The following is a 21,878-nucleotide window of genomic DNA, read 5'->3' as shown; positions in this document are numbered from 1 at the left end:
CGCGCGATTTGAAGGCATTTCCCGGGCTAAATCTTAACCATGCCAAGCATTTATCTTCAATCATAGGTTGTTTTTCTAAGTCTATTTCTCCCAAGCTCAAGGCGTATTTTGCTCCACTCAAGCATGTGTGCTGGGTGAGACGGAGGCGAATTTTACAACGCGGAGTAAGGATTATGGCAAAGGCAAGGGGCACTCACCACGACGGTTCCAATGTCTTCACGGTTCACGTCGCCAAAGCAAAAGATCACGACGAAGGGCCGGTCATCTCCTTTGGTCCTGTGGATCCCGACACCCATTTCTGCCGGACCCCCGTTCCGGATCATCTGCTGGTTCCGTGGTCAGCAGACCTCCAGATCGTGGAGAAAGTCGAGGTCGAGCATCTCAAGATCGGAAATGCCGCCCTCAAGGACATCAAAATCGAGAAGGAGTTTGACGGCTTCGTCGTGAAGGTGGGGCGCCACGTCCTGAAAGTGAGCTACAAGTATTTGGACGTTACAGATCACACATTCACGATCTCGCAGGGACAGGACGGCACGGTCGATCTCCATCTCTACGACGAGCAGATCTGGGACGTGGTCCCGCACAAGCGGCGCCCTTGACGCGAACAAGGCGCAGGCCCCAAGCAGCCGGTGCGGCCTCGAGGACACATCGGCGCGCAACTCACGCATATCGCGCGTGATTTCCATACACACAACTTTTAAGAGCGGGCGCGTTCAGCCAGAATGGCGCGGGTTCACTTGGGGACATCGCCATCATGATAACCAGCTTGCTGCGAGCTGGGGCCATCGTCTTGCTGTCGGCAGGCCTTGTCGCCTGCACGTCGTTTCAACCGCGCCACCCCGTTCCGCCTGCCGAGCTCCGGGCCGCCAACCCGGCCGGCTATCCGCAAATCCGCTTCTGGGGCGATGTACTGCCGGACACGGATGATGCAGCGGCGACCCTGCAGGCGGCCCATCGCGCCGGCGCCTACCGGGGCGCAGGACGCGCGCCGCACAGGCTCGATTTCCTCGCGATTTCGGGTGGCGGCGAGAACGGCGCGTTCGGTGCCGGCGTGCTGGCCGGGTGGAGTTTGCGCGGCAGTCGGCCACGATTCGAGGTCGTCACGGGCGTCAGCACCGGCGCGCTGATCGGCGCCCTGGCCTTTCTCGGCCCGTCGCGCGATGCGCAGCTGACCGCGCTCTATACCCAATATGGTGGACAGCACATCATGCGATGGCGCGGATTGCTGCCCGTTCTGCTGGGGGGCGAATCGCTTGCCGACGACGCACCGCTCGCCGGACTGATCGCTCGTACGATCGATGCGGCCTATCTCGATGAGGTCGCGACAGAGCACCGGCGCGGCCGGCGATTTTTCGTGGCCACCACCAATCTCGATGCGCAGCGGCCGGTGATCTGGGACATGGGGGCGATCGCGGCGAGCGGAGAACCCGGCCGGCTCACCCTGTTCCGGTCGGTATTGCTGGCCTCGGCCTCGGTGCCGGGCTTCTTTCCGCCGGTGAGGATCGCCGTTGCCGCGAACGGCGCGCACTATGACGAGCTGCACGTGGACGGCTCGGTCAGCGCGAATGCCTTCATCTTCCCGGCCTTGTTCATGAAGGCCCTGTCGCCTCGCGGTCAGCATGTGCCGCGCCAGCTCTATGTCATTCACAACGGGAAGCTCAGCCCGGAATATTCACCCACGAAGCCGAGCTTGCTGCCGACCATTGCACGCTCGCTCAACACCCTCACCAAGGCGCACGGCATCGGCGACCTGTTCCGCCTCTATGCCCTGGCGCAGGCGCATGGCCTCGCGTTTCGGATGGCTGCCATTCCCGCTGATTTCGAGCACACGGGCAATACAGGCTTCGACGTGCAGTACATGCAGGCGTTGTACAGGCGCGGCTACGCCATCGGCCGAAGCGGCGCGGAATGGATGGCCATGCCGCCCGCCTTGGGGTTCGAGCGCTACAAGCCGAATCAGCCGAGCCAGCGGCTTGCGCGCACGGTCAGCACGCGTTAGCGGATTAGCCGACGATCTCCTCGGGCCGGAAGTTCAGCTCGATTTCGATCTTCGCGTTCTCCGGGCTGTCGGAACCGTGCACGGAGTTGCGCTCGATGTTCTCGGCGAATTCCTTGCGGATGGTGCCCGGGTCGGCCTTGGCGGGGTCGGTCGCGCCCATGACCTCGCGATTGCGGGCCACCGCGTTCTCGCCCTCCAGCACCTGCACGACGATCGGGCCGGACGTCATGAACGCCACCAGGTCGTCGAAGAACGGCCGCTCCTTGTGCACGGCGTAGAAGGCTTCCGCCTGCTCTCGTGTCCATTTCACGCGCTTCTGCGCAACGACGCGCAGGCCCGCCTCCTCCAGCTTGGCGATGATCTTGCCGGTGAGGTTGCGCGCTGTCGCGTCGGGCTTGATGATCGAGAAGGTGCGCTCGAGCGCCATGGTCGTCCTCTTGTGATTGGATCAGGTCATGGATTTAAGGGTGGCGCGGTTTATAGCGGCGGACCTACACTCCTTCAAGCCGAGCCAGAGGCAAGCAGAGGGCGTTCACATGAAGGCAATCGAGTATGCGGATGCGAGCGACGAGGTCCGCGCCATCTACGACGACATCAAATCCTCACGGAACGTGCCCGACGTCAACAATTTCTGGAAATATCTGGCGAACGACCCGCGCATGCTCGACCATGTATGGTCTTCGCTCAAGGACGTGATGGGCGCGGGCGGCCATCTCGACCCGGCGGTGAAGGAGCTGATCTATATCGCGGTGTCGATCACCAATGGCTGTGCGTACTGCCAGGCGAGCCACACGGCGGCGGCGCGGACGAAGGGCGTGACGGACGAAATGCTTGCGGAAGTCTATGCGATTGTCGGCCTCGCCAATATGACCAACCGGTTGGCGACCGCCTATCGCGTGCCGCTGGATGAAAAACCCGACAGCGACAGGTGAACGCCCCGGAATTCGTCCTCTTCCGGAGGCATTGTCCAAAGGGCGGAGATTGCATAGAGTTGTAGGCCCTGACCTGGAGCCTGCCGCGACGCGGCCTAATTTTGCGGCTTCACTGTGGGACCGAAGAACGCTGTGGCTGTCTGCCGCAGGGAAGTCGCCGCGGTTTTCGGTCATTTCGAAGAGCTTGCGAGTTGTTCATTTTGCAGGTGCTGCAGATTGCAGAAGCCGCGATGCGGCGAGGATAAGGCCAGGAGATAGGCGTGAAACAGTGCGGGCGTTACAACACAGCCTTGGGGGCGGAGGCGACGGGGTTCCGTGCGGTCGCCAAGGTGCATTGGAATCAGACCGCAGCGGAGTTGTACGAGACGGCCGTCAAACGGGGCGAAGGGTCGATCGCTCAAGGCGGCGCCTTCGTTGTGTCGACCGGCCAGCACACCGGCCGCTCAGCCAAGGACAAGTTCATCGTTTGCGACGAAACCACCCGGGACGAGATCTGGTGGGATAACAACAGGCCCCTTTCGCCGGAGCATTTCAACCAGCTCTACAAGGACTTCCTCGTCTATGCGGAAGGGAAGGAGCTCTTCGTCCAGGACCTCTATGGCGGCGCCGACCCGGTGCACCGCCTGTCGACCCGGATCTTCTGCGAATATGCCTGGCATGCGCTGTTCATCCAGCATCTGCTGATCGTGCCGCCGGCCAAGGACCTCACGACCTTCCAGCCACAGCTCACCATCATCGACCTGCCGGGCTTCCGCGCCGATCCGGAGCGGCACGGGGTGCGTTCGGAAACGGTGATCGCCATCGACTTCAAGCGCGGCCTCGTGCTGATCGGCGGCACGTCCTATGCGGGCGAGATCAAGAAATCGGTGTTCACCGCCCTCAACTACCTGCTGCCGCCGCGCGGCGTAATGCCGATGCATTGCTCGGCCAATGTGGGCGCAGACGGGGACACGGCGATCTTCTTCGGCCTATCGGGCACCGGCAAGACGACGCTTTCGGCCGATAGCAGCCGCACGCTGATCGGCGATGACGAGCACGGCTGGTCGGAGAACGGCATCTTCAATTTTGAGGGCGGCTGCTATGCCAAGGTCATCCGCCTCTCGCCCGAGGCCGAGCCGGAGATCTATGCCACCACCCGGCAATGGGGCACGGTGCTCGAGAACGTGGTGATGGATCCCGTCACCCGCGAGCTCGACCTTGATGACGGCTCGCTGACCGAGAACACCCGTTCGGCCTATCCGCTGCACAGCATCCCCAACGCCAGCGACACGGGACTGGCGCCGCAGCCGCGCAACATCATCATGCTCACGGCGGACGCGTTCGGGGTGCTGCCGCCGATCGCGCGTCTGTCGCCGAGCCAGGCGATGTACCATTTCATCTCCGGCTATACGGCGAAGGTCGCGGGTACCGAAAAGGGCGTGACCGAGCCGGAAGCCACCTTCTCGGCCTGTTTCGGCGCCCCGTTCATGCCGCGCCACCCCGGTGAGTACGGACGGTTGCTGCGCGACCTGATCGCCACGCACAATGTCTCGTGCTGGCTGGTGAACACGGGCTGGACCGGCGGCAAGTACGGGGTGGGACAGCGCATGCCGATCGCTGCGACGCGCGCGCTGCTCAATGCGGCGCTGGACGGATCGCTCGACAAGGCCGAGTTCAGCACCGACCCGAATTTCGGCTTCCTGGTGCCGACCGCCGTTCCCGGGATCGACAGCAAGCTGCTTTCGCCGCGGGAGACCTGGGCCGACAAGCAGGCCTATGACGTACAGGCCAAAGCGCTGGTGAAGATGTTCAACAAGAACTTCCAGCGTTTCGAGTCTCACGTCGACCCCGAGGTGCGCGCGGCAGCGCCCATTTGGAAGGAAGCGGCAGAGTGAGGGCTCTGCGGCAATGATACCGCGGATGCGAGCGGTTGCCGCCGGTATCGTGCTTGGCTTGGCGGCCTGGCTCGCCGGCGCCGGTGAACCGGTCGGCGCAGCCGCCGCATTACGCGTGGTCGGCACGCTGACTTGTGACGTTCCGGGGCCGGATGTGGCGCTGCATTTCGGGTCGAATCGGCCGGTGCGCTGCGTTTACCACCCGCGGCGGGGCCGCGCCCAGGTGTATGCCGGCCATTTCCGCAAATACGGGGTCGAGGTCGGGGTGATCGGCAACACCTCCATCAGCTGGCGGGTGCTGGCACCGACCAGCCGCATCCCACGCCGGGCGCTCGCTGGAACCTATCGCGGCTTCACGGTGGAGGCGACCATCGGCGTCGGCTCGGGCGCCAATATCCTCGTGCGCGAGGGCGAGGGAGCGGTGCATCTCGACCCTATCGGCATGCAGACCCAGACCGGAGGCCTCAATGCAGCGGTGGGCGTCACGCAGCTCGACCTACGCCCTGCCAAGCGGTAAGGCAGCCGGCCGCCTCTCCATGGGCCTTCGCGTCCTGTGAGCGCTCCGGCGGGCACCTCCGGCGACGCGCTCATCCAATCAGGGCGGGAGGCTCTGCCCCCGCGCTTTGCCCGCTGGTTCACCGACCAGGGCTGGTCGCCGCGGCCGCATCAGCTGGAGCTGCTCGCACACGGGCTTACCGGCCGGTCGGCCCTGCTGATCGCGCCCACCGGCGGCGGCAAGACACTCGCCGGCTTCCTGCCGAGCCTGGTGGAACTCGCCGGCGAGGATGCAAGCACGCGCAAGGCCCGGTTTGGCCCCCACACGCTCTATATCTCGCCGCTCAAGGCGCTGGCGGTCGACGTGGCGCGCAACCTGGAACGGCCGGTCAGGGAAATGGCCCTGCCGATCCAGGTGGAGACGCGCACGGGCGATACGCCGCAGTCCAAACGACAGCGGCAACGGATGGCGCCGCCGGATATCCTGATGACCACTCCGGAGCAGCTGGCCCTGCTCATCGCGCTGCCGGATGCCGCCCGGCTGTTCTCAGGACTGCGCGCGGTGGTGCTGGACGAGCTACATGCCATGGTGGCGAGCAAACGGGGCGTCCTGCTGGCGCTGGGCCTGGCGCGGCTCGGCCGGCTTGCACCACAAGCGCGACGCATCGGCCTGTCCGCAACCGTCGCCGAGCCAGACCGACTGCGCGCATGGCTGATGCCGCAACCGTCGCGCGACGAGCTGACCCTGTCTGCCCTGGTCATGGGTGGGAAGGGCGCAGACCCCGACATCTCCATCCTGCGGTCGGAGGAGCGGGTGCCATGGGCCGGCCATTCCGCCCGTTATGCCATGGCGGATCTCTACCAGGCCATTCGCGATGCGGGCATGACGCTGGTGTTCGTCAATACCCGCTCCCAGGCGGAGATGATCTTCCAGGAGCTCTGGCATATCAACGAGGACAATCTGCCCATCGCCCTGCATCATGGCTCGCTTGACGTGGCACAGCGGCGGCGGGTGGAAGCCGCCATGGCCGAGGGAAGACTCAGGGCGGTGGTGTGCACCTCTACCCTCGATCTCGGCATCGACTGGGGCGACGTAGACTTAGTCATCAATGTGGGCGCGCCGAAAGGGGCGAGCCGGCTGCTGCAGCGCATCGGCCGCGCCAATCACCGGCTTGATGACCCCTCCCGCGCCCTGCTGGTGCCGGCCAATCGCTTCGAGGTGCTGGAGTGCCAGGCGGCCAAAGCGGCGGCCGCCGAGGGCCAGCAGGATACCCAGCCGCCCATGCTGGGCAAACTCGACGTGCTGGCGCAGCATGTGCTCGGCTCCGCATGCGCCGAGCCGTTCGATCCGGACGTACTCTATGACGAGGTGCGATCGTCCTATCCCTACCGGCGGCTGACCCGGGCGGATTTCGATGCGGTGGTGGATTTCGTCGCCACCGGCGGCTATGCCCTGCGCAGCTATGAACGATATGCCAAGTTGCGGCGCCAGCCGGACGGGCGGTTTCGCATCTCGCACCCGAAGGTGGCTCAGCAGTACCGCCTGAATGTGGGCACGATCGTAGAGGCGGCGATGCTGCGGGTGCGGCTGGTGAGCCGCCGCGGGCGCGGCAAGGGGGTGGTCTCCCGCGGGGGGCGGGTGCTGGGCGAGGTCGAGGAATGGTTCATCGAGCAGCTCTCGCCGGGCGACACGTTCGTGTTCGCCGGCCAGGTGCTGCGCTTCGAGGGCCTGGATGAGCTCGATGCGCTGGTGACGAGGGCCGAGCGGGAAGACCCGAAGATCCCCTCTTACGAAGGCGGCAAGTTTCCACTCTCGACCTATCTGGCCGAGCGGGTGCGCAACATGCTGTCGCGGCCGGACGACTGGCGGCAGCTGCCGGACCAGGTGCGGGACTGGCTTTCGGTGCAGCGGTTCAAGTCCGTGGTGCCCAAGGCGGACGAGATGCTGGTGGAGACGTTTCCGCGGGGCAGCCGCTGGTATCTGGTGTGCTATCCGTTCGAGGGCCGGCTGGCGCACCAGACCCTGGGCATGCTGCTGACCCGGCGGCTCGATCGCATGCGGGCGCGGCCCTTGGGTTTCGTGGCCAATGAGTACGCGCTTGCCGTGTGGGGAACGCGCGACCTCGCCCTGATGATCAGCGCCGGCAAGCTGCCGCTCGGCAGACTTTTCGACGAGGACATGCTGGGTGACGATCTCGATGCCTGGCTGGCCGAATCAAACCTGATGAAGCGCACCTTCCGTACCTGCGCCATCATTGCCGGGCTCATCGAGCGGCGCCATCCGGGCCAGGAGAAGAGCGGACGGCAGGTGACCTTCTCGTCGGACCTCATCTACGACGTGCTGCGCCAACACGAGCCCCGCCACGTGCTGCTGCGCGCCGCGTGGGACGATGCGGCCGAGGGCCTGCTCGACATCCGCAGGCTCGGCGCCCTGCTCCGCCGCATCAAGGGGCATATCGTCCACAGGCCGCTGGAGACGGTTTCGCCGCTGGCCGTGCCGGTCATGCTTGAGATCGGACGCGAACAGATCTATGGCGAAGCGCATGAGGCTCTTCTTGCCGAAGCAGCCGACGCCCTCATTGAAGAAGCCATGCGCCTTGTCTAGCCAGCCGTCATATGTCCAGCGTCGCGCCGCACAGGACCCGTCCATCCGCATCGACGGCCTGGCGCTGGTGCCGGACGTGTCCGGCGCGCTCTATGCACCTGACATGCGGGCGCTGATCGTGGCCGATCTGCACTTGGAAAAGGGCTCGAGCTTCGCTGCCCGCGGGGTGCACCTGCCGCCCTATGACACCCGCTCGACGCTGGATGCACTGGCCGCCGTCTGCGCGCGGCTACGACCGGACACGGTCATATCCTTGGGCGACAGCTTTCATGACGGCCACGCGCGGCAGCGGCTGGATTCGGACGACATCGCGCGGATCCGGCGGCTGACCGAGGCTTACGAAGTGGTATGGCTCATCGGCAACCATGACCGCCAACCGCCGGATGACCTGGGCGGCCGCGTGGCGAGCGAGCTGCGGCTCGGCCCCGTGGTGCTGCGGCACGAGCCAAGTACCGGCCTGGCCCTCGAATCGGAGATCGCCGGCCATCTTCATCCGGTGGCGGCGGTTGCGCGGCGCGGCCTGCGACTGCGGGCGAAGTGCTTCGCCAGCGACGGCCGGCGCCTGGTCATGCCGGCCTTCGGCGCCTTCACCGGCGGGTTGAACGTAAAGAGCAGGGCCTTTGCCGGCGTGTTTCCCGGCGACCGCTTCGGGGTGTGGATGCTGGGCCGGGAGGGCGTCTACCCCCTGCCCTCACGCGTGCTGCTGCCAGACGGGATTTAGGTCTCGGATTATCGGTGCACCCGGATCCAGCGGAAGCCGTAGGGCTCGAGCTTGAGATGCAGCCGACCTTCCACCGGATCGGGTATGTCTCCGCCGAGAATGGGCTCGTGCCGCGGCTGGGCAGAGATGCCGAGCTTGATGTCGACCGGTGCTTCCTTGCCGCTGAGGTTGTGCATGATGACCAGGGCGGTCTCTCCTGGCGGATAGCGATGCACCAGCACCTGCTCGGAGCTGCTTTCCAGGAACTCGACAAAGCCCGTGCCGATCTCCTTGTGGGCCAGCCGCGCGGCGGCAAGCTGCTTGATGAAGTTGAGCAGCGAATCAGGCCGGCTCTGCTGCAGCTCCACATTCACCGACTTATAGCTAAACGGACCGTCCTCGACGGCCGGCTGAATGATCCGGTTGTTCGGTGCTGACGAGAAGCCACCGTTCTTGGCCGCCGACCACTGCATTGGCGTTCGCACGCTGTTGCGGCCGTGCTGGGACAAGTCTTCGCCCATGCCGATCTCGTCGCCATAGACGATCACCGGCGAGCCGGGGAGCGAGAACAGCAGGCTGTAGGCCATTTTCAGGCGCTGCTTGTTGCCCTGGAGCATGGGGGCAAGCCTGCGGCGGATGCCGCGGCCGAAGATCCGCATCTCCGGCTTCGGCGCGAAAGCCTTGTTGACCACCTCCATCTCCTCCGGCGCGAGCCGCTCAAGATCGGCCTCGTCGAGGTTGCGCAGGAAATTGGCCCACTGCCCGCTGAGGGGCACCGGCGGCAACATGTCGATGGCGCGGCGGACCGGCTCGGCCTTCTCGGAGGCCAAGGCCAGGATCAGGTAGTTGTTGAGCAGGAAGTTGAACATCATGTTCAGCTGCTCGCCGTCGAAATAGTCCTTCAGCCGCTCCGGCGTTTCATCCACTTCGCCCATCAACAGCACGTCCGGCTTGCGGGTGACCGTGTGGTGATAGAGATGGCGCAGCACCGCGTGGGACTTGTCGACCGGCTCCGGCCCTATCGGCCGCTCGACCATGTGGGAGGCTGCATCGACCCGGAAACCGGAGACGCCGAAGCTCAGCCAGTAGTCGACCACCTCCTCGATCTGCGCCAGCACCTTTGGATTGCTATGATTGAGGCCCGGCTGAAACCGGTAAAACCGGTGATGATAGTAGGCGCCCGCGAGCTCGTCATAAGTCCAGACGCTCTTTTCCTCGCCGGGGAACATCGGCCCCTTGCCAGGTCGTGCGGGTGGCGGATGGTCCGTCCAATAGTAGAAGTCGCGATAGGGCGATTTAGGGTCGTGCCGGGCGGCCTGGAACCAAGGGTGATGATCGGAGGTGTGGTGCACCACCAGATCCAGAATGACCCGCAAGCCCAACTCGCCTGCCCTTCGCACGAAAGCAAGAAAGTCCTCGAACGTGCCATAGCGGGTGTGCACGCGGAAATAGTCGGTGATGTCGTAGCCGTTGTCGCGATTGTTGGACGGGTAGAATGGCAGGAGCCACACGCAGGTGACGCCGAGGTCAGCGATGTAATCGAGCTTGGAGATCAGGCCTTGAAAGTCACCGATCCCGTCGCCGTTGCCATCATGAAAGCGTTCCACGTCGATGCCGTAGATGATGGCATCTTTCCACCAAAGCTCTGGCATCGTGCTGACGTCCCGAAATGTCCCGACAAGCGAAGCGCGGATAGCGGAGCGGTTGTGGAACGGTTTCAATCCGTTTTTCGTTCCGTGCGGGGCAGCGCAAGCTTGGGACAGGACGGATATGCCGATTGGACGAAAGATCTGGGCGATCGCGGAGGGCTATATTCCGGCCAGCAGCCACGGGCCGGAGCCGGAAATGACGAGCCATGAGACAGCGTGCCTGCTGAACACCGGGGACCGCGACGCACATGTCACGATCATGCTCTATTTCACGGATCGCGAGCCGGCCGGCCCCTACAAGGTGACGGTCGGTGCGCGCCGCAGCTGCCATATCCGCTTCAACGACCTTAATGATCCCGAGCCCGTTCCCCTGGGGACACCGTATTCCAGCACCATCGTCTCGGACGAGCCGATCGTGGTGCAGCATACGAGGCTTGACAGCCGACAAGCCGAAAACGCGCTGATCACCACTATTGCCTATTCGCAAGACTGATCCAGGACACCAAGTCTCGATGCCAAAGATCGGCTACCACGCCTCGCATGAGCAGTTCGCGCCCAGCGAGCTGCTTGCGCATGTTGAGCTGGCAGCGAAAGCGGGCTTCACGGCCGCCATGTCGTCGGACCATTTTGCCCCGTGGAGCGAAGCTCAGGGCCATTCCGGCTTTGCATGGACCTGGTTGGGCGCGGCCATGGCAAAGACCGAGCTGCCGTTCGGCGTTGTGACAACGCCGATCGGGATGCGCTATCACCCGGCGATCATTGCGCAGGCCGGCGCCACCCTGGCCGAAATGTTTCCGGGCCGGCTGTGGATGGCGCTGGGCTCGGGCGAGGCGCTCAACGAGCGGATCACCGGCCAGCGCTGGCCGCTCAAGGCCGAGCGCGATGCGCGCCTCAAGGAGAGCGCCGAGATCATCCGCGCACTATGGGCAGGCGAGACCGTCACGCGCCACGGACTGATCCCGGTCGAAGAGGCGCGGCTCTATTCCCGTCCGAACACACCGCCGCGGATCATCGCCGCTGCCCTCACGCCGGAGACGGCGCGCTGGGCAGGCGGCTGGGCCGACGGTCTCATCACCATCAACAAGCCGGGCGACCAGCTCAAGGCCATGGTCGACGCCTTTCGGGAAGGCGGTGGCGGAGGCAAGCCGCTGTTCCTGCAGGTGCATCTCTCCTTCGCGGGGAGCGAGCAAGAGGCCCGCCGCAATGCGCATGAGCAGTGGCGAACGAACACGCTGGCCGGCAGCGTCGCGGCCGAGCTCAAGCTGCCGGCCCAGTTCGACGCGGCAACCCGGTTCGTCCGGCCGGAAGACCTGGACGAGAGCGTGCGCATATCCGCCGGCCTCACCCGGCACATCGACTGGATCGCAGAGGACCTCGCCCTCGGCTTCGAAGAGATTCATCTGCACAATGTCGGCCGCAACCAGCGAGACTTCATCGAGGCGTTCGGCGACCGGGTCCTCCCGGCCGTGCTTGGCGCAGCGGAAAGGATCGCATCGACAGCAAAGGGGACGGCATAGCGATGGACGGCCGAGACTGGTGGCAGCGCGCGATTTTCTACCAGATCTATCCCCGCTCGTTCCAGGATTCCAACGGCGACGGCATCGGCGATCTCGACGGCATTCGCCAGCGCCTCGATTATCTCAGCTGGCTCGGCATCGACGCGATCTGGGTCTCGCCGATCTATCCCTCGCCCATGGCCGATTTCGGCTACGACATTTCGGATTATTGCGACATCCACCCGATTTTCGGCGATCTGGCCGCCTTCGACGCGCTGCTGGCAGAGGCCCATGCGCGCGGCCTGAAGCTGATCCTCGATTACGTGCCCAATCATACGTCCGACCAGCACCCCTGGTTCCTGGAAAGCCGATCATCGCGAGGGAGCGCGAAGCGGGACTGGTACATCTGGCGCGACCCCGCACCCGATGGCGGGCCACCCAACAACTGGGTCAGCAATTTCGGCGGCAGCGCCTGGACCTGGGACGAAGCCACCGGACAGTACTACTACCACGCGTTCCTGGAGCAGCAACCCGATCTCAATTGGCGCAATCCGAAGGTGCGATCCGCCATGTATGACGTGCTGCGCTTCTGGCTGGAGCGGGGTGTCGACGGCTTTCGGGTGGACGTGATCTGGCATCTGATGAAGGACCCGGACTTCCGCGACAACCCGCCCAATCCGGGTTATCAGCCGGGAGATCCGACCATCCGCCGGCTGCTGCAGGTTCACTCGACCGATCAGCCCGATGTGCACGACGTGATCGCAGAGATGCGTGGGGTCGTCGACGAATACCCGGACCGGGTGCTGATCGGCGAGATCTATCTGCCGATCGAGCGGCTGGTGGCCTATTACGGCACCGAGCTGCGCGGGACCCATCTGCCGTTCAATTTCCAGCTCATCGAAGCGACCTGGCATGCCCGCAACCTCGCCCGCATCATCTCCGAATACGAGGGGGCGCTGCCGCGCGGCGGCTGGCCGAACTGGGTCCTCAGCAACCATGACAAGTCGCGCATCGCCTCGCGCGTCGGCCAGGAGCAGGCGCGGGTCGCCGCCATGTTGCTGCTCACCCTGCGCGGCACACCGACCATGTATTACGGCGACGAGATCGGGCTCGAAGACGTGCCGATCGCGCCGGAGGACGCCCAGGACCCCTGGGAGAAGAACGAGCCAGGCCTCGGTGTGGGTCGCGACCCGCAGCGCACGCCGATGCAGTGGGACGCATCGCCCGGCGCGGGCTTCTCCACTGCCAAGCCGTGGCTGCCGCTCTCCCCGGATTTCGGCCGGCGCAACGTGGCGGTGCTGCAGGACGACCCGCGCTCGATCCTGACGCTTTACCGCGAACTCATCGCATTGCGCGCCAGGCCAGTGTTCCAGATCGGCGACTATCACCCCATCGAGGCCGAGGGCGACCTACTCATCTACGAGCGGCGGCACGGGGAGGAGCGGGCTCTCGTCGCATTGAATCTCGGCGGCGCCCCTGCCGAAGTGAGCCTGCCCGGCCGTACGGCAGGCCCGTGGCGGATCACCCTCTCGACCCATCTCGACCGGCTGGAGCCTGTCCAAGGCGCACTCATGTTGCGCCCAAACGAGGGACTGGTGCTCCTTTAGGGGTTGCCCGTATTGGCGTTCCGATGCTGGCCGCACCGGGCGATCAGGGCGCGGGTTGGATGGGGCCGGGCTCGTGGGCAGGGCTGCCGCCTGCCGGCCAGACGATGCGGATGCCGGACATATCCATGGCGCGCTCGCCGGGGCTCAGGGAATAGGGCTCGACGACCTCGCCTCGGTACTGCGTGCCGCCGCTCGTGACCATGTGCTCGAATTGCGCCCCGTCATCGGCGCTGAGCCGAAGCTCGAAGTCGCCTCGCAATCCGGCATCGACGAGGGCAGCGTGCAGGGTGCTGATGGAATTGTACAGTCGCGCGGCGTCGCTGAGCATGACGTCCTCCTTGCTGCTGGAGGCTTAACGCGTCACGGCGAGAGTTGGTTCTTTTTGCTTGCCCGAGGAACCGTTTTGCCAAACAACGCTGTCAAGATACATAGCTTCGATGCTCAAGCAGATCTCACTGAAATGTCGGAACCGATGAGCCGATCCCACGCCATTCCCAAGCTTGCGCCCGTTGCCCCGGAGGAAACTGCCCGGACACTCGGCGAGATCGCCTATGACCGGATCAAGGAGAAGATCATCCGCTGCGAGTTCGAGCCCGGGGCAGCCATCACGGAGGCGCAGCTCGCCTTGCAGATCGGGCTCGGCAAGGCGCCGATCCGGCGGGCCCTGTCGCGGCTGGTGCAGGACGGGTTCGTGAAGTCGCTGCCGCGCAAGGGCTATGTGGTTGCGCCGATCACCCTGCGTGACGTGCACCAGCTGTTCGAGATCCGGCTGCTGCTCGAGCCGGCCGCGGCGCGCAAGGCGGCGGGCAAGATCGATCCCAAGCGCATCCAGGAGCTGGAGCGGATCTGCCAGGCGGGCTATGTGCCTGGCGACCGGGCAAGCGAGAGCGCTTTCCTCGAGGCCAACAAGGATTTTCACATCGCCGTGGTGGACGGGGCAGGCAACCAAAAGCTCACCCGCATCCTCTCCCACATCCTGGAGGAAATGTCGCGCCTGTTCCACCTCGGTCTTGCCCTGCGCAATCGCACCGACGAGATGAAGCACGAGCACCGTGAGCTCATCGACGCGCTGGTGGCGGGCGACGGCGAAACGGCCGAGAAGGTCACCATCGCGCAGATCGAAGCGGCACGCCGCATGGTGCTGGATGCGATCCTGGCCAGCTCGAACTTCCAGTCGGTCGAGATTCAGATCGGTGGCTAGCCCGTCAGCTCGACCTCGCCCCTGGGTGTGCCAATGAGCGCATGGAACGCGGGCTGCGCAGCCTGTTCGACCCGGACCGGAATATCGAGCGTGCCGTACAGCGCCTTGAGTTCCTCCGCACGCGGATGGCTGACGGTGAAGGAACGCAATGTCAGCCCGTCGGAAGCCATTTGCGAGGGGTGGTGCGGCGTGTCCCATTGGATGAAGAACGGCACGAAATAGCCGAATGGATGCCCTTCCGGATAGAGGATCTGCCAGTTCAGCACCTCGCCGTCCGGCCTGGTGCGCGACATCTTCACATGCCGGCTCAGCAGGCTTACCCGGCTCAGCCGCTCGTGCATGGCAGGTATGTCGGTGGTGCTGACCGCGAAGGTGAACAGCTTCGGGCGCTCCAGCTTGCCCAGCACCTCGCCCAGGGTATCGGTGAGCGTCTGCTGGGGATCGGGCGCGATGATCTCGAAATAGGTGCCATCGCCGAACGTCGCGAGGACGTTGCGTGTGCCGAATCCCTCGTGCCGGCCGCCAAGGCTCAGCCGCACACCCGTGAGGCGTTCGAATTCATCGATCCCGGCGTCGAGCGATGGTGAACCCCAGAGAAGATGGTCAAGCTTGTTCATTGAATTCCTCGCCTCGCGAATGAATGGATGATCGGCTGGTGTCTCGCGGATAAACTGCCACGAACGGCCCATCGTTGACAGGGCTGCTGTGCGGATGAATGATAGCGGCTTCCCACGCTAACATTTCTCCTGAGCCCTATCGACACCTCAAGCATGGAACCTGGTATGACCGAGCGTCTGACCACCGATGCGCTGCACAAGATCATCGAGACATCGCCTTTTATCCGTTTCCTCGGACTAACGATCGAAGCAGCCGATCACGACGCCGGCGAGATCACCATGAAAATGCCCATGCGAGCGGAGCTGGAGCGTTCCGACGGCACGGGCCAGGTGCATGGCGGGCCGATCGCCGCCCTGATCGACACGGTCGGCGATTTTGCCGTCATTCTCACGGTGGGCGCGCCCGTGCCGACGATCAATTTCCGCACGGACTACTTGCGGCCCGCCGGCGGCGCCTACCTCATCGGCAAGGCGAAGGTGCGGCGCGCCGGCAGGACGGTGGCGGTGGTCGATATCGACGTGTTCGACGACCAGGGCCGGCTTTGTGCAGTGGGCCGCGGGTGCTACGGCGCCAAGGCGGGATGAGGAAACAAGCAAGATGAGCGAAATGCGGGCCGCGGAAACCGGTAACCTCGGCGACATCCTGGACCCGGGCGTGCCGGCGGAGCGCACCCTGATCATCGACGTGCGCGAGGATGGCTCGTCCGAGGCGATCACCGCGGGCGCCTTCGATGCGGATGCCAACGCGGTGGCGCGAGCGCTCAGCGCACGCGGCTTCAAGCGGGGCGCTTCGGTGGCGATCCTCGCCAATAACCGGCCGGATTATCTCATCGCCTATATGGGCATAATGCGCGCCGGCCTCGTGCCGGTGCCGATCAGCAGCCGGCTCGGCGCCGACACGATCGCGTTTATCCTTCAGGATTCGTCCTGCGTGTTCGCCTTCGTGGACGGCGAGCGGCGCGCCATGGTGGAAGGCCGGCTGCCCCTTGCGGATTTCGACGGCGCGGAGGCAGATGGGTTCGAGGCATTCCTCGATGCCGGGCCGTTCACCAGCGCGACCATGCGGTCGGAGGAATGGGCAACGATCCTTTACACCTCCGGCTCGACTGGCCGGCCCAAGGGCGTGCCGCTCACCCATGGCGGCTATCTCTGGGCGACCGGCGTCTTCGAGCATATGCGCCCCATTGCCCATGGCCAGCCGGTGCTGGTGGCGGCCCCGCTGTTCCATATGAACGCGCTGTTCTATAGCAAGCTGCTGTTCCGGCTGGGTGCCATAAACGTGCTGATGCGACGGTTCACGGCCCGGGGGTATATCCGCGCCATCGAAGAGCACCGCTGCGTGCTGCTCACATCGGTGCCCACCATGCTCGCTTTGGTGGCCAAGGAGAAGGAGGCGCTGGCCTCGGCCGACCTCTCCAGCGTGCGCATGGTGACCACGGGGTCGGCGCCGGTGACCCAAGGGCTGATGGACAAGATCAAGGAGATCTTCCCGGGCGCAGAGACCAGCGTGAGCTTCGGCACGACGGAATCCGGTCCGGTGGCGTTCGGGCCGCATCCGCAAGGCCTGCGCCGGCCCGACACGTCGCTCGGCTACCCGTCGCCCGGGGTGGAGGTGCGGCTGGTGGGCGGCGAGACGCCGGATGAAGGCGTGCTGCACATCCGCACCCAGGCGATGATGCCCGGCTATCTCAATCTGCCCGATATTACCGCCAAGCGCCTGCAGGACGGCTGGTATGACACCGGCGATATCATGCGGCGCGACGAGAACGGGTTCTATTTCTTCGTAGGCCGCGCCGACGACATGTTCGTCTGCGGCGGCGAGAACATCTATCCCGGCGAGGTGGAGAAGCTCTTGGAGCGCCATCCGGCCGTGCACCAGGCCGCGGTGGTTCCCGTGCCAGACGAGGTGAAGGGCCAACTGCCGGTCGCCTATGTGGTGAGGGTTCCCGGCCAGCCGGTGAGCGAAGAGGACATCAAGCAGTTCGCGCTTAGCCATGGCCCGGCCTACGCGCATCCAAGGGCCGTATTCTTCATCGAAGAGCTGCCGCTGGCCGGCACCAACAAGATCGACCGCAAGGCGCTGATCGCGCGGGCAGCAAAGGATTTCACGCCGCGCAGCTGAGCTTAGCCGCGGCGCCCAGGAACAGGAGGGAGTTAAGCCTATGAAGGCCATGGTCATTCACCAGCACGGGACGCTCGACGAGCTCGTTTTCGACGGGAACTTCCCCGACCCGACGCCCGAGGCGGACGAGGTGGTTCTGGCGGTGAAGGCCACATCGCTCAACTACCATGATCTGTTCACCCTGCACGGCATGCCCGGCATCAAGATCAAAATGCCGATGATCATGGGCATCGATGTGGCCGGCGACATCGTCGCGGTTGGCTCCGAGGTTAAGGACTGGGCGGTGGGCGACCGGGTGCTGATCGATCCCATCAACCGGGTGAAGGGCGGGCTCGTGGGCGAGACCATCGAAGGGGGGCTTGCGGAATATCTCAAGGTGCCGACGCACCAGCTCATCAAGCTGCCGGACGATGTGTCCTACGAGGACGCGGCCGCCCTGCCGGTCGCCTATGGCACCGCCCACCGCATGATGGTCACCCGCGGCGACATCAAGCCGGGGGAGAAGGTGCTTATCTTGGGCGCGAGCGGCGGGGTGGGCACCTGCTGCGTGCAGCTCGCCAAGATGCTGGGCGCAGAGGTCGTTGCCTGCGCGAGCAGTGCCGACAAGCTGGAGAAACTCAAGGCGCTCGGCGCCGACCACCTGATCAATTACCGCGAGCAGGACTGGCCGCAGGCGGTTCGCAACCTCTATGGTAAGCCGCGGGTGTTCGGCCAGGGCGAAGGTGGGGTCGACGTGGTGGTCAACTTCACGGGTGGCGAGACCTGGGTGCCTTCGCTCAAGGTGATGCGCAAGGACGGCCGCCTGCTCACCTGCGGGGCGACTGCGGGCTTCGACCCCAAGGAGGACATCCGCTATATCTGGACGTTCGAACTCAATATCCGCGGCTCCAATGGTTGGTCGCGCGAGGATCTGCATGCCCTGCTCGACCTGGTGCGCACGGGCAAGATCAAGCCGTCGATCGATCGCGTAATGCCTTTGGAGGGGGCCAAAGAGGCGTTGCGACTGATGGAAGACCGGCAGATTTTCGGCAAGCTCATTATCCGACCGTAGAGGGGAGCGGGCTCGGCTTGGGGGGCATGCCCGATTGGATCATCCCACGGGCAGTGCATGTGAGGGGTGGCGGTGGCGCCAACGCGAGAACAACTGGTTCGTATCGAGGCGGTGACCCGCAGCTTTGGGGGGCTGGTGGCGATCGACGACGTCACGTTGTCCGTGGACGAGGGCGAGCTCGTCGGCATCATCGGACCCAATGGCGCGGGCAAGACCACCCTGTTCAACCTGATCACCGGCTTCGTGCGGCCGACCCATGGCGCCATTTCAGTGCGCGGGACAGGCATTGCCGGGCTCAAGCCCTATCAGATCGCGCGCCTGGGGGTGGCGCGCACCTTTCAGAACCTGCGCATCTTCCCCACCATGACCGTGTTCGACAACGTCTCGGTCGGGGCGATCGGCCGGGAGAGCGTGTCGCCCCTTACCGCCTTTCGCGGGGGCACCTATTCCGAGGAGATCAGCCGGCGGTCGTGGGAAGCCCTGGAGCAGACCGGGCTCACTGATGTGGCGGCGGAGCTCGCGGCCAATCTCTCCTACGGCCGCCGGAAATATCTGGAGATCGCGCGGGCATTGGCGGCGCAGCCGAAGCTATTGATTTTGGACGAGCCGGCCGCCGGCCTGAACGAGACGGAAACCGCAGCGCTCGGCCAATTCATTCGCGGGCTGCATGAAAAGGGCCTGACCATTCTGCTGGTCGAGCACGACATGACCCTGGTGATGAGCGTGTGCGAGCGGGTGGTGGTGCTCGCCTCGGGGCGCAAGATCGCGGACGGCCCACCCGACCAGGTCCAGCGCGACCCGGCGGTGCTCGAAGCCTATCTCGGGGCGGAGTGACGGTCATGCTGGAGATCAAAGGCCTCGACGTCACCATCGGCATCCAGCGCATCCTGCAGTCCGTGAGCCTCGAGGTCACGCAAGGCCAGATCGTGACCGTGCTCGGCAGCAACGGGGTGGGCAAGACCACGCTGATGCGAGCGACCATGGGCATATACCGGCCATCGGGCGGCGAAATCCTGCTCAAGGGAGAGCGCATCGACCGCCGCCCCACCCACGAGATCGTCCGGCTGGGTATCGCCCAAGCACCTGAAGGACGGCACCTCTTTCCCAACATGACCGTGGCGGAGAACATGCAGCTGGGTGGCGCCGTGCTGCCGGCGCAAGACTATGAGGCGGCCTTCGGCGAGGTGGTGGAGCTGTTCCCGATCGTGCAGCAGCGGCTGCAGCAGAAGGCGGGCTCGCTCTCCGGCGGCGAGCAGCAGATGGTGTGCATCGCGCGGGCGCTGATGGCACGGCCGAAGCTGCTGCTGCTGGATGAGCCATCGCTCGGGCTCGCGCCGAAGATCGTCAAGCTGATCTTCGACCTGATCGTGAGGATCCGCGAGCGGGGAACCTCCATCCTGCTGGTGGAGCAGAATGCCAAGGCGGCGCTCAAGATCGCCGACTATGCCTATGTCATGGACAGCGGCCGCATCACCATGGAGGGGCGGCCGAGCGAGCTGGAGCAGGACGACCGTATCCGCCGGATCTATCTCGGCGGCTAGCGCAGCAAGGAAAGACCGCGTCGGATGGACATCTATTTCGCGCAGGCGGTGATCAACGGGATCAGCATCGGCTTCGGTTATGCGCTGGTGGCCATCGGCTTCACCCTGATCTTTGGCGTCCTGAACGCTGTGAACTTCGCCCATGGCGAGATCTATACGCTCGGCGCCTTCGCCGCGCTCGTGCTGATCCTGATGTTCGCCCCGCCGATCGTCGCGCTTATCCTGCTGGTTGCCATTGTCGGCCTGTTGCTGGGCTGGGGGCTCGAGCGCATCGCCTTCCGCCCGTTCCGGCGCTCGCGGGACGAGGCGACGCTGAAATCGCGGGCCATGCGGGAGGCGACCCTCATGTCGTCGCTGGCCATGGGCATCATTGCCCGCGAGGCACTCACCCTCTATTTCGGCGGCGAGGCGCAGAGCATTCCGCCGGACTATCTGCTGAACCAGCCGATCGCGCTGGGCGAGCTCACGGTGGCCAATGGCGACCTCGTGATCTTCGCTTCCGCCATCGCCATGCTGGCCTTCCTGCAGGTGCTGCTCTATCGCACCAATGCGGGGCGCGAGATCCGCGCGGTGGCCGACGACTTCCTCGGCGCGCTCTATGTGGGGGTCGATGCCAACAAGGTGATCGTGCGCACTTTCATGATCGGCTCGGCTTTCGGGGCGATTGCCGGTCTGCTGGTGGGGCTCTATTACGGCCAGATCTTTCCGTTCATGGGCTTCACGCCCATGCTGAAGGCCTTCATCGCCATGCTGATGGGCGGGCTCAACAACATCCTCGGCGCAGTGGTCTGCGCCCTGATCATCGGCTTGTCGGAAAGCCTGCTCGCCAATGCCTTTCCCTCCTACCAGCAATGGGTCGAGGTGGTGCCGCATTTCTACCTGCTGCTCACCCTGCTGTTCTTCCCCAGCGGCCTGTTCGGCAAGCGTTCTGAGCGGATGTGAACGATGGCACGCCCTGCGATCTGGACCGGTGCGCTCCTCGCCCTCGTTCTGCTGGCCATCCCCGGCGGGCTCTTGGCGCTCGACCAGGGCTACCTGTTCCGGCTGGCCCATCTCAGCATGATCTTCATCATCCTGTCGGCCAGCCTGAACCTGGTGAGCGGCACGGCGGGTCTGCTCTCGCTGGCGCAGGCGGCGTTCTACGGTATCGGCGCCTATGTGGCGGCCATTGCCTCCACCCAATTCGGTCTGCCCTTCCTGGTGACCCTGCCGGCGGCCATGCTGTTCTCCGGCGCCTTCGCCTTTCTCACGGGCATTCCCGCCATTCGGCTGGTGCGCATCTTCTTCACGGTGGCCACCCTGTCGATCGGCGAGATCATCACGCTCGCGATCACCAACTGGTATGACGTGACCCGCGGTCCGCTGGGCATCCGCGGCATCTCACCGATCGAGATTTTCGGGATCGACCTGTCCAGCCGCCTTGCCACTTACTACGTGATCGCGGTGGTGATGCTCGCATCCCTATGGATGCTGCACCGCATTACGCATTCCTATTACGGTAATGCGCTGCGGGCGCTGCGGGAGGATGATCAGAGTGCGGAAGCCATGGGCATCAACGCCAACCTGCTGAAGATCCAAGCTTTCGCCATCGCAGGGGCGTTCGCGGGCCTCTCGGGCGCGCTGCTCGCCCACAGCACGCGCTACATCAGCCCGGACATGTTCCGGCTGCCGGAATCGATCCTGGTGCTGACCATGGTGGTGGTCGGCGGCCTCGGCAGCCTGCCCGGGGCGATCATTGGCGCGCTGATCATGATCCTGCTGCCGGAGCTTGGCCGCGAGGTGGGCGAACTGCGCATGATCCTGGTCGGCATCGTGCTATTCATTGCGATCGTCGCAATGCCGAGAGGGCTGTTCAGCGAGACCGCGGCCATCGCCTTCGTGCGGCGCTGGTTCGGCTGCGCCTGGCGGCCAGGACGAGACGGCAAGGCCGGCATCGGCTGGAAATAGCCGCATGAGAAGAGCGGCATCGGGATCCTGATCCCGTCACAT

General features: G+C 64.8%; 22 protein-coding genes. 18 read left to right on the top strand and 4 right to left on the bottom strand.

Annotated features, from left to right (window positions below; all coding sequences use genetic code 11):
* Nucleotides 1-173 precede the first annotated feature (173 nt).
* Both E4P09_RS06660 and E4P09_RS06655 read left to right on the top strand, forming a co-directional pair.
* Nucleotides 174-599: a hypothetical protein gene (locus E4P09_RS06660; protein WP_137388741.1), complete on the top strand. Its 426-nt coding sequence runs from the start codon at nucleotides 174-176 to the stop codon at nucleotides 597-599.
* Nucleotides 600-754: 155 nt separating this feature from the next.
* A complete protein-coding gene (locus E4P09_RS06655; protein ID WP_137388740.1) occupies nucleotides 755-1,999 on the top strand; it encodes a patatin-like phospholipase family protein in 1,245 nt (414 codons plus the stop codon).
* Nucleotides 2,000-2,003: 4 nt separating this feature from the next.
* On the opposite strand, the gene ndk is transcribed toward E4P09_RS06655, so the two are convergent.
* Entirely contained in the window at nucleotides 2,004-2,426 is a 423-nt protein-coding gene (ndk, locus tag E4P09_RS06650; protein ID WP_137388739.1) for a nucleoside-diphosphate kinase, read from the bottom strand.
* Nucleotides 2,427-2,535: 109 nt separating this feature from the next.
* Here ndk and E4P09_RS06645 point away from each other — a divergent pair, with 109 nt between their 5' ends.
* From E4P09_RS06645 to pdeM, 5 genes are all read left to right on the top strand, one after another.
* Nucleotides 2,536-2,931: a carboxymuconolactone decarboxylase family protein gene (locus E4P09_RS06645; RefSeq protein ID WP_137388738.1), complete on the top strand. Its 396-nt coding sequence runs from the start codon at nucleotides 2,536-2,538 to the stop codon at nucleotides 2,929-2,931.
* A 260-nt stretch (nucleotides 2,932-3,191) separates the two neighbouring features.
* Complete coding sequence (locus E4P09_RS06640; protein WP_137388737.1) at nucleotides 3,192-4,805, top strand: phosphoenolpyruvate carboxykinase; 1,614 nt, start codon at nucleotides 3,192-3,194, stop codon at nucleotides 4,803-4,805.
* 25 nt (nucleotides 4,806-4,830) lie between these two features.
* A complete protein-coding gene (locus E4P09_RS06635; RefSeq protein ID WP_170984258.1) occupies nucleotides 4,831-5,322 on the top strand; it encodes a DUF992 domain-containing protein in 492 nt (163 codons plus the stop codon).
* 36 nt (nucleotides 5,323-5,358) lie between these two features.
* On the top strand, nucleotides 5,359-7,905 hold the full coding sequence (locus tag E4P09_RS06630) for a ligase-associated DNA damage response DEXH box helicase (RefSeq protein WP_137388735.1): 2,547 nt from the start codon (nucleotides 5,359-5,361) through the stop codon (nucleotides 7,903-7,905).
* Nucleotides 7,898-8,626: a ligase-associated DNA damage response endonuclease PdeM gene (pdeM, locus tag E4P09_RS06625; protein WP_239025043.1), complete on the top strand. Its 729-nt coding sequence runs from the start codon at nucleotides 7,898-7,900 to the stop codon at nucleotides 8,624-8,626. The genes E4P09_RS06630 and pdeM overlap by 8 nt, the downstream gene beginning before the upstream one ends.
* An 8-nt stretch (nucleotides 8,627-8,634) precedes the next feature.
* On the opposite strand, the gene E4P09_RS06620 is transcribed toward pdeM, so the two are convergent.
* Nucleotides 8,635-10,257: an alpha-amylase family protein gene (locus E4P09_RS06620; RefSeq protein WP_137388733.1), complete on the bottom strand. Its 1,623-nt coding sequence runs from the start codon at nucleotides 10,255-10,257 to the stop codon at nucleotides 8,635-8,637.
* 118 nt (nucleotides 10,258-10,375) lie between these two features.
* On the opposite strand from E4P09_RS06620, the gene E4P09_RS06615 reads away from it, so the two are divergent.
* Genes E4P09_RS06615 through E4P09_RS06605 form a run of 3 tightly spaced genes read left to right on the top strand, consistent with a single transcriptional unit; the run spans nucleotide 10,376 to nucleotide 13,357 of the window.
* Nucleotides 10,376-10,747: a sensory rhodopsin transducer gene (locus E4P09_RS06615; protein ID WP_137388732.1), complete on the top strand. Its 372-nt coding sequence runs from the start codon at nucleotides 10,376-10,378 to the stop codon at nucleotides 10,745-10,747.
* A gap of 19 nt (nucleotides 10,748-10,766) precedes the next feature.
* Nucleotides 10,767-11,771, top strand: a complete 1,005-nt coding sequence (locus E4P09_RS06610; protein ID WP_137388731.1) for a TIGR03885 family FMN-dependent LLM class oxidoreductase — start codon at nucleotides 10,767-10,769, stop codon at nucleotides 11,769-11,771.
* Nucleotides 11,772-11,773: 2 nt separating this feature from the next.
* A complete protein-coding gene (locus tag E4P09_RS06605; RefSeq protein ID WP_137388730.1) occupies nucleotides 11,774-13,357 on the top strand; it encodes an alpha-amylase family glycosyl hydrolase in 1,584 nt (527 codons plus the stop codon).
* A 43-nt stretch (nucleotides 13,358-13,400) separates the two neighbouring features.
* Here the strand turns inward: E4P09_RS06605 and E4P09_RS06600 are convergent, their stop codons facing one another.
* The gene (locus tag E4P09_RS06600) at nucleotides 13,401-13,685 is read right to left on the bottom strand and encodes a hypothetical protein (RefSeq protein WP_137388729.1); all 285 of its coding nucleotides are present in this window, start codon (nucleotides 13,683-13,685) and stop codon (nucleotides 13,401-13,403) included.
* Between the two features lie 144 nt (nucleotides 13,686-13,829).
* Here E4P09_RS06600 and E4P09_RS06595 point away from each other — a divergent pair, with 144 nt between their 5' ends.
* A complete protein-coding gene (locus E4P09_RS06595; RefSeq protein ID WP_205042026.1) occupies nucleotides 13,830-14,558 on the top strand; it encodes a GntR family transcriptional regulator in 729 nt (242 codons plus the stop codon).
* Here E4P09_RS06595 and E4P09_RS06590 read toward each other — a convergent pair.
* Nucleotides 14,555-15,175 (bottom strand): VOC family protein, encoded by a 621-nt coding sequence (locus E4P09_RS06590; RefSeq protein WP_170984257.1) that lies wholly within the window; start codon nucleotides 15,173-15,175, stop codon nucleotides 14,555-14,557. The genes E4P09_RS06595 and E4P09_RS06590 overlap by 4 nt on opposite strands.
* A 165-nt stretch (nucleotides 15,176-15,340) precedes the next feature.
* Between E4P09_RS06590 and E4P09_RS06585 the strand changes: the two genes are divergently transcribed.
* The 7 genes from E4P09_RS06585 (at nucleotide 15,341) to E4P09_RS06555 (ending at nucleotide 21,836) form a co-directional block, all read left to right on the top strand.
* Nucleotides 15,341-15,760: a PaaI family thioesterase gene (locus E4P09_RS06585; RefSeq protein ID WP_137388726.1), complete on the top strand. Its 420-nt coding sequence runs from the start codon at nucleotides 15,341-15,343 to the stop codon at nucleotides 15,758-15,760.
* A gap of 13 nt (nucleotides 15,761-15,773) precedes the next feature.
* Nucleotides 15,774-17,297 carry a class I adenylate-forming enzyme family protein gene (locus E4P09_RS06580; RefSeq protein WP_239025042.1) on the top strand — a complete coding sequence of 508 codons (1,524 nt, stop codon included), beginning with the start codon at nucleotides 15,774-15,776 and terminating at the stop codon, nucleotides 17,295-17,297.
* A gap of 40 nt (nucleotides 17,298-17,337) precedes the next feature.
* Nucleotides 17,338-18,348: a zinc-binding dehydrogenase gene (locus E4P09_RS06575; protein ID WP_137388725.1), complete on the top strand. Its 1,011-nt coding sequence runs from the start codon at nucleotides 17,338-17,340 to the stop codon at nucleotides 18,346-18,348.
* 72 nt (nucleotides 18,349-18,420) lie between these two features.
* Nucleotides 18,421-19,182 carry an ABC transporter ATP-binding protein gene (locus E4P09_RS06570; protein WP_137388724.1) on the top strand — a complete coding sequence of 254 codons (762 nt, stop codon included), beginning with the start codon at nucleotides 18,421-18,423 and terminating at the stop codon, nucleotides 19,180-19,182.
* Nucleotides 19,183-19,187: 5 nt separating this feature from the next.
* Nucleotides 19,188-19,889: an ABC transporter ATP-binding protein gene (locus E4P09_RS06565; protein ID WP_137388723.1), complete on the top strand. Its 702-nt coding sequence runs from the start codon at nucleotides 19,188-19,190 to the stop codon at nucleotides 19,887-19,889.
* A gap of 24 nt (nucleotides 19,890-19,913) precedes the next feature.
* Nucleotides 19,914-20,831 (top strand): branched-chain amino acid ABC transporter permease, encoded by a 918-nt coding sequence (locus E4P09_RS06560; protein WP_137388722.1) that lies wholly within the window; start codon nucleotides 19,914-19,916, stop codon nucleotides 20,829-20,831.
* 3 nt (nucleotides 20,832-20,834) lie between these two features.
* On the top strand, nucleotides 20,835-21,836 hold the full coding sequence (locus E4P09_RS06555) for a branched-chain amino acid ABC transporter permease (RefSeq protein ID WP_137388721.1): 1,002 nt from the start codon (nucleotides 20,835-20,837) through the stop codon (nucleotides 21,834-21,836).
* The last annotated feature ends 42 nt before the right edge of the window (nucleotides 21,837-21,878 follow it).

Origin of the sequence: Rhodoligotrophos defluvii (genome assembly GCF_005281615.1) — a bacterium.
In the GTDB taxonomy this organism is placed as follows: Bacteria; Pseudomonadota; Alphaproteobacteria; order Rhizobiales; family Im1; genus Rhodoligotrophos; species Rhodoligotrophos defluvii.
Note: the sequence above shows the minus strand (reverse complement) of the source record. Positions and strands in the feature narration are given on the sequence as shown.

Excerpts from the sequence above, each read along its gene's own strand:
- E4P09_RS06660 (WP_137388741.1), top strand. The coding sequence starts at position 174 with ATGGCAAAGGCAAGGGGCACTCACCACGACGGTTCCAATGTCTTCACG.
- E4P09_RS06655 (WP_137388740.1), top strand. The coding sequence starts at position 755 with ATGATAACCAGCTTGCTGCGAGCTGGGGCCATCGTCTTGCTGTCGGCA.
- ndk (WP_137388739.1), bottom strand. The coding sequence starts at position 2,426 with ATGGCGCTCGAGCGCACCTTCTCGATCATCAAGCCCGACGCGACAGCG.
- E4P09_RS06645 (WP_137388738.1), top strand. The coding sequence starts at position 2,536 with ATGAAGGCAATCGAGTATGCGGATGCGAGCGACGAGGTCCGCGCCATC.
- E4P09_RS06635 (WP_170984258.1), top strand. The coding sequence starts at position 4,831 with ATGCGAGCGGTTGCCGCCGGTATCGTGCTTGGCTTGGCGGCCTGGCTC.
- E4P09_RS06620 (WP_137388733.1), bottom strand. The coding sequence starts at position 10,257 with ATGCCAGAGCTTTGGTGGAAAGATGCCATCATCTACGGCATCGACGTG.
- E4P09_RS06615 (WP_137388732.1), top strand. The coding sequence starts at position 10,376 with ATGCCGATTGGACGAAAGATCTGGGCGATCGCGGAGGGCTATATTCCG.
- E4P09_RS06610 (WP_137388731.1), top strand. The coding sequence starts at position 10,767 with ATGCCAAAGATCGGCTACCACGCCTCGCATGAGCAGTTCGCGCCCAGC.
- E4P09_RS06605 (WP_137388730.1), top strand. The coding sequence starts at position 11,774 with ATGGACGGCCGAGACTGGTGGCAGCGCGCGATTTTCTACCAGATCTAT.
- E4P09_RS06600 (WP_137388729.1), bottom strand. The coding sequence starts at position 13,685 with ATGCTCAGCGACGCCGCGCGACTGTACAATTCCATCAGCACCCTGCAC.
- E4P09_RS06595 (WP_205042026.1), top strand. The coding sequence starts at position 13,830 with ATGAGCCGATCCCACGCCATTCCCAAGCTTGCGCCCGTTGCCCCGGAG.
- E4P09_RS06590 (WP_170984257.1), bottom strand. The coding sequence starts at position 15,175 with ATGAACAAGCTTGACCATCTTCTCTGGGGTTCACCATCGCTCGACGCC.
- E4P09_RS06585 (WP_137388726.1), top strand. The coding sequence starts at position 15,341 with ATGACCGAGCGTCTGACCACCGATGCGCTGCACAAGATCATCGAGACA.
- E4P09_RS06580 (WP_239025042.1), top strand. The coding sequence starts at position 15,774 with ATGAGCGAAATGCGGGCCGCGGAAACCGGTAACCTCGGCGACATCCTG.
- E4P09_RS06575 (WP_137388725.1), top strand. The coding sequence starts at position 17,338 with ATGAAGGCCATGGTCATTCACCAGCACGGGACGCTCGACGAGCTCGTT.
- E4P09_RS06565 (WP_137388723.1), top strand. The coding sequence starts at position 19,188 with ATGCTGGAGATCAAAGGCCTCGACGTCACCATCGGCATCCAGCGCATC.
- E4P09_RS06560 (WP_137388722.1), top strand. The coding sequence starts at position 19,914 with ATGGACATCTATTTCGCGCAGGCGGTGATCAACGGGATCAGCATCGGC.
- E4P09_RS06555 (WP_137388721.1), top strand. The coding sequence starts at position 20,835 with ATGGCACGCCCTGCGATCTGGACCGGTGCGCTCCTCGCCCTCGTTCTG.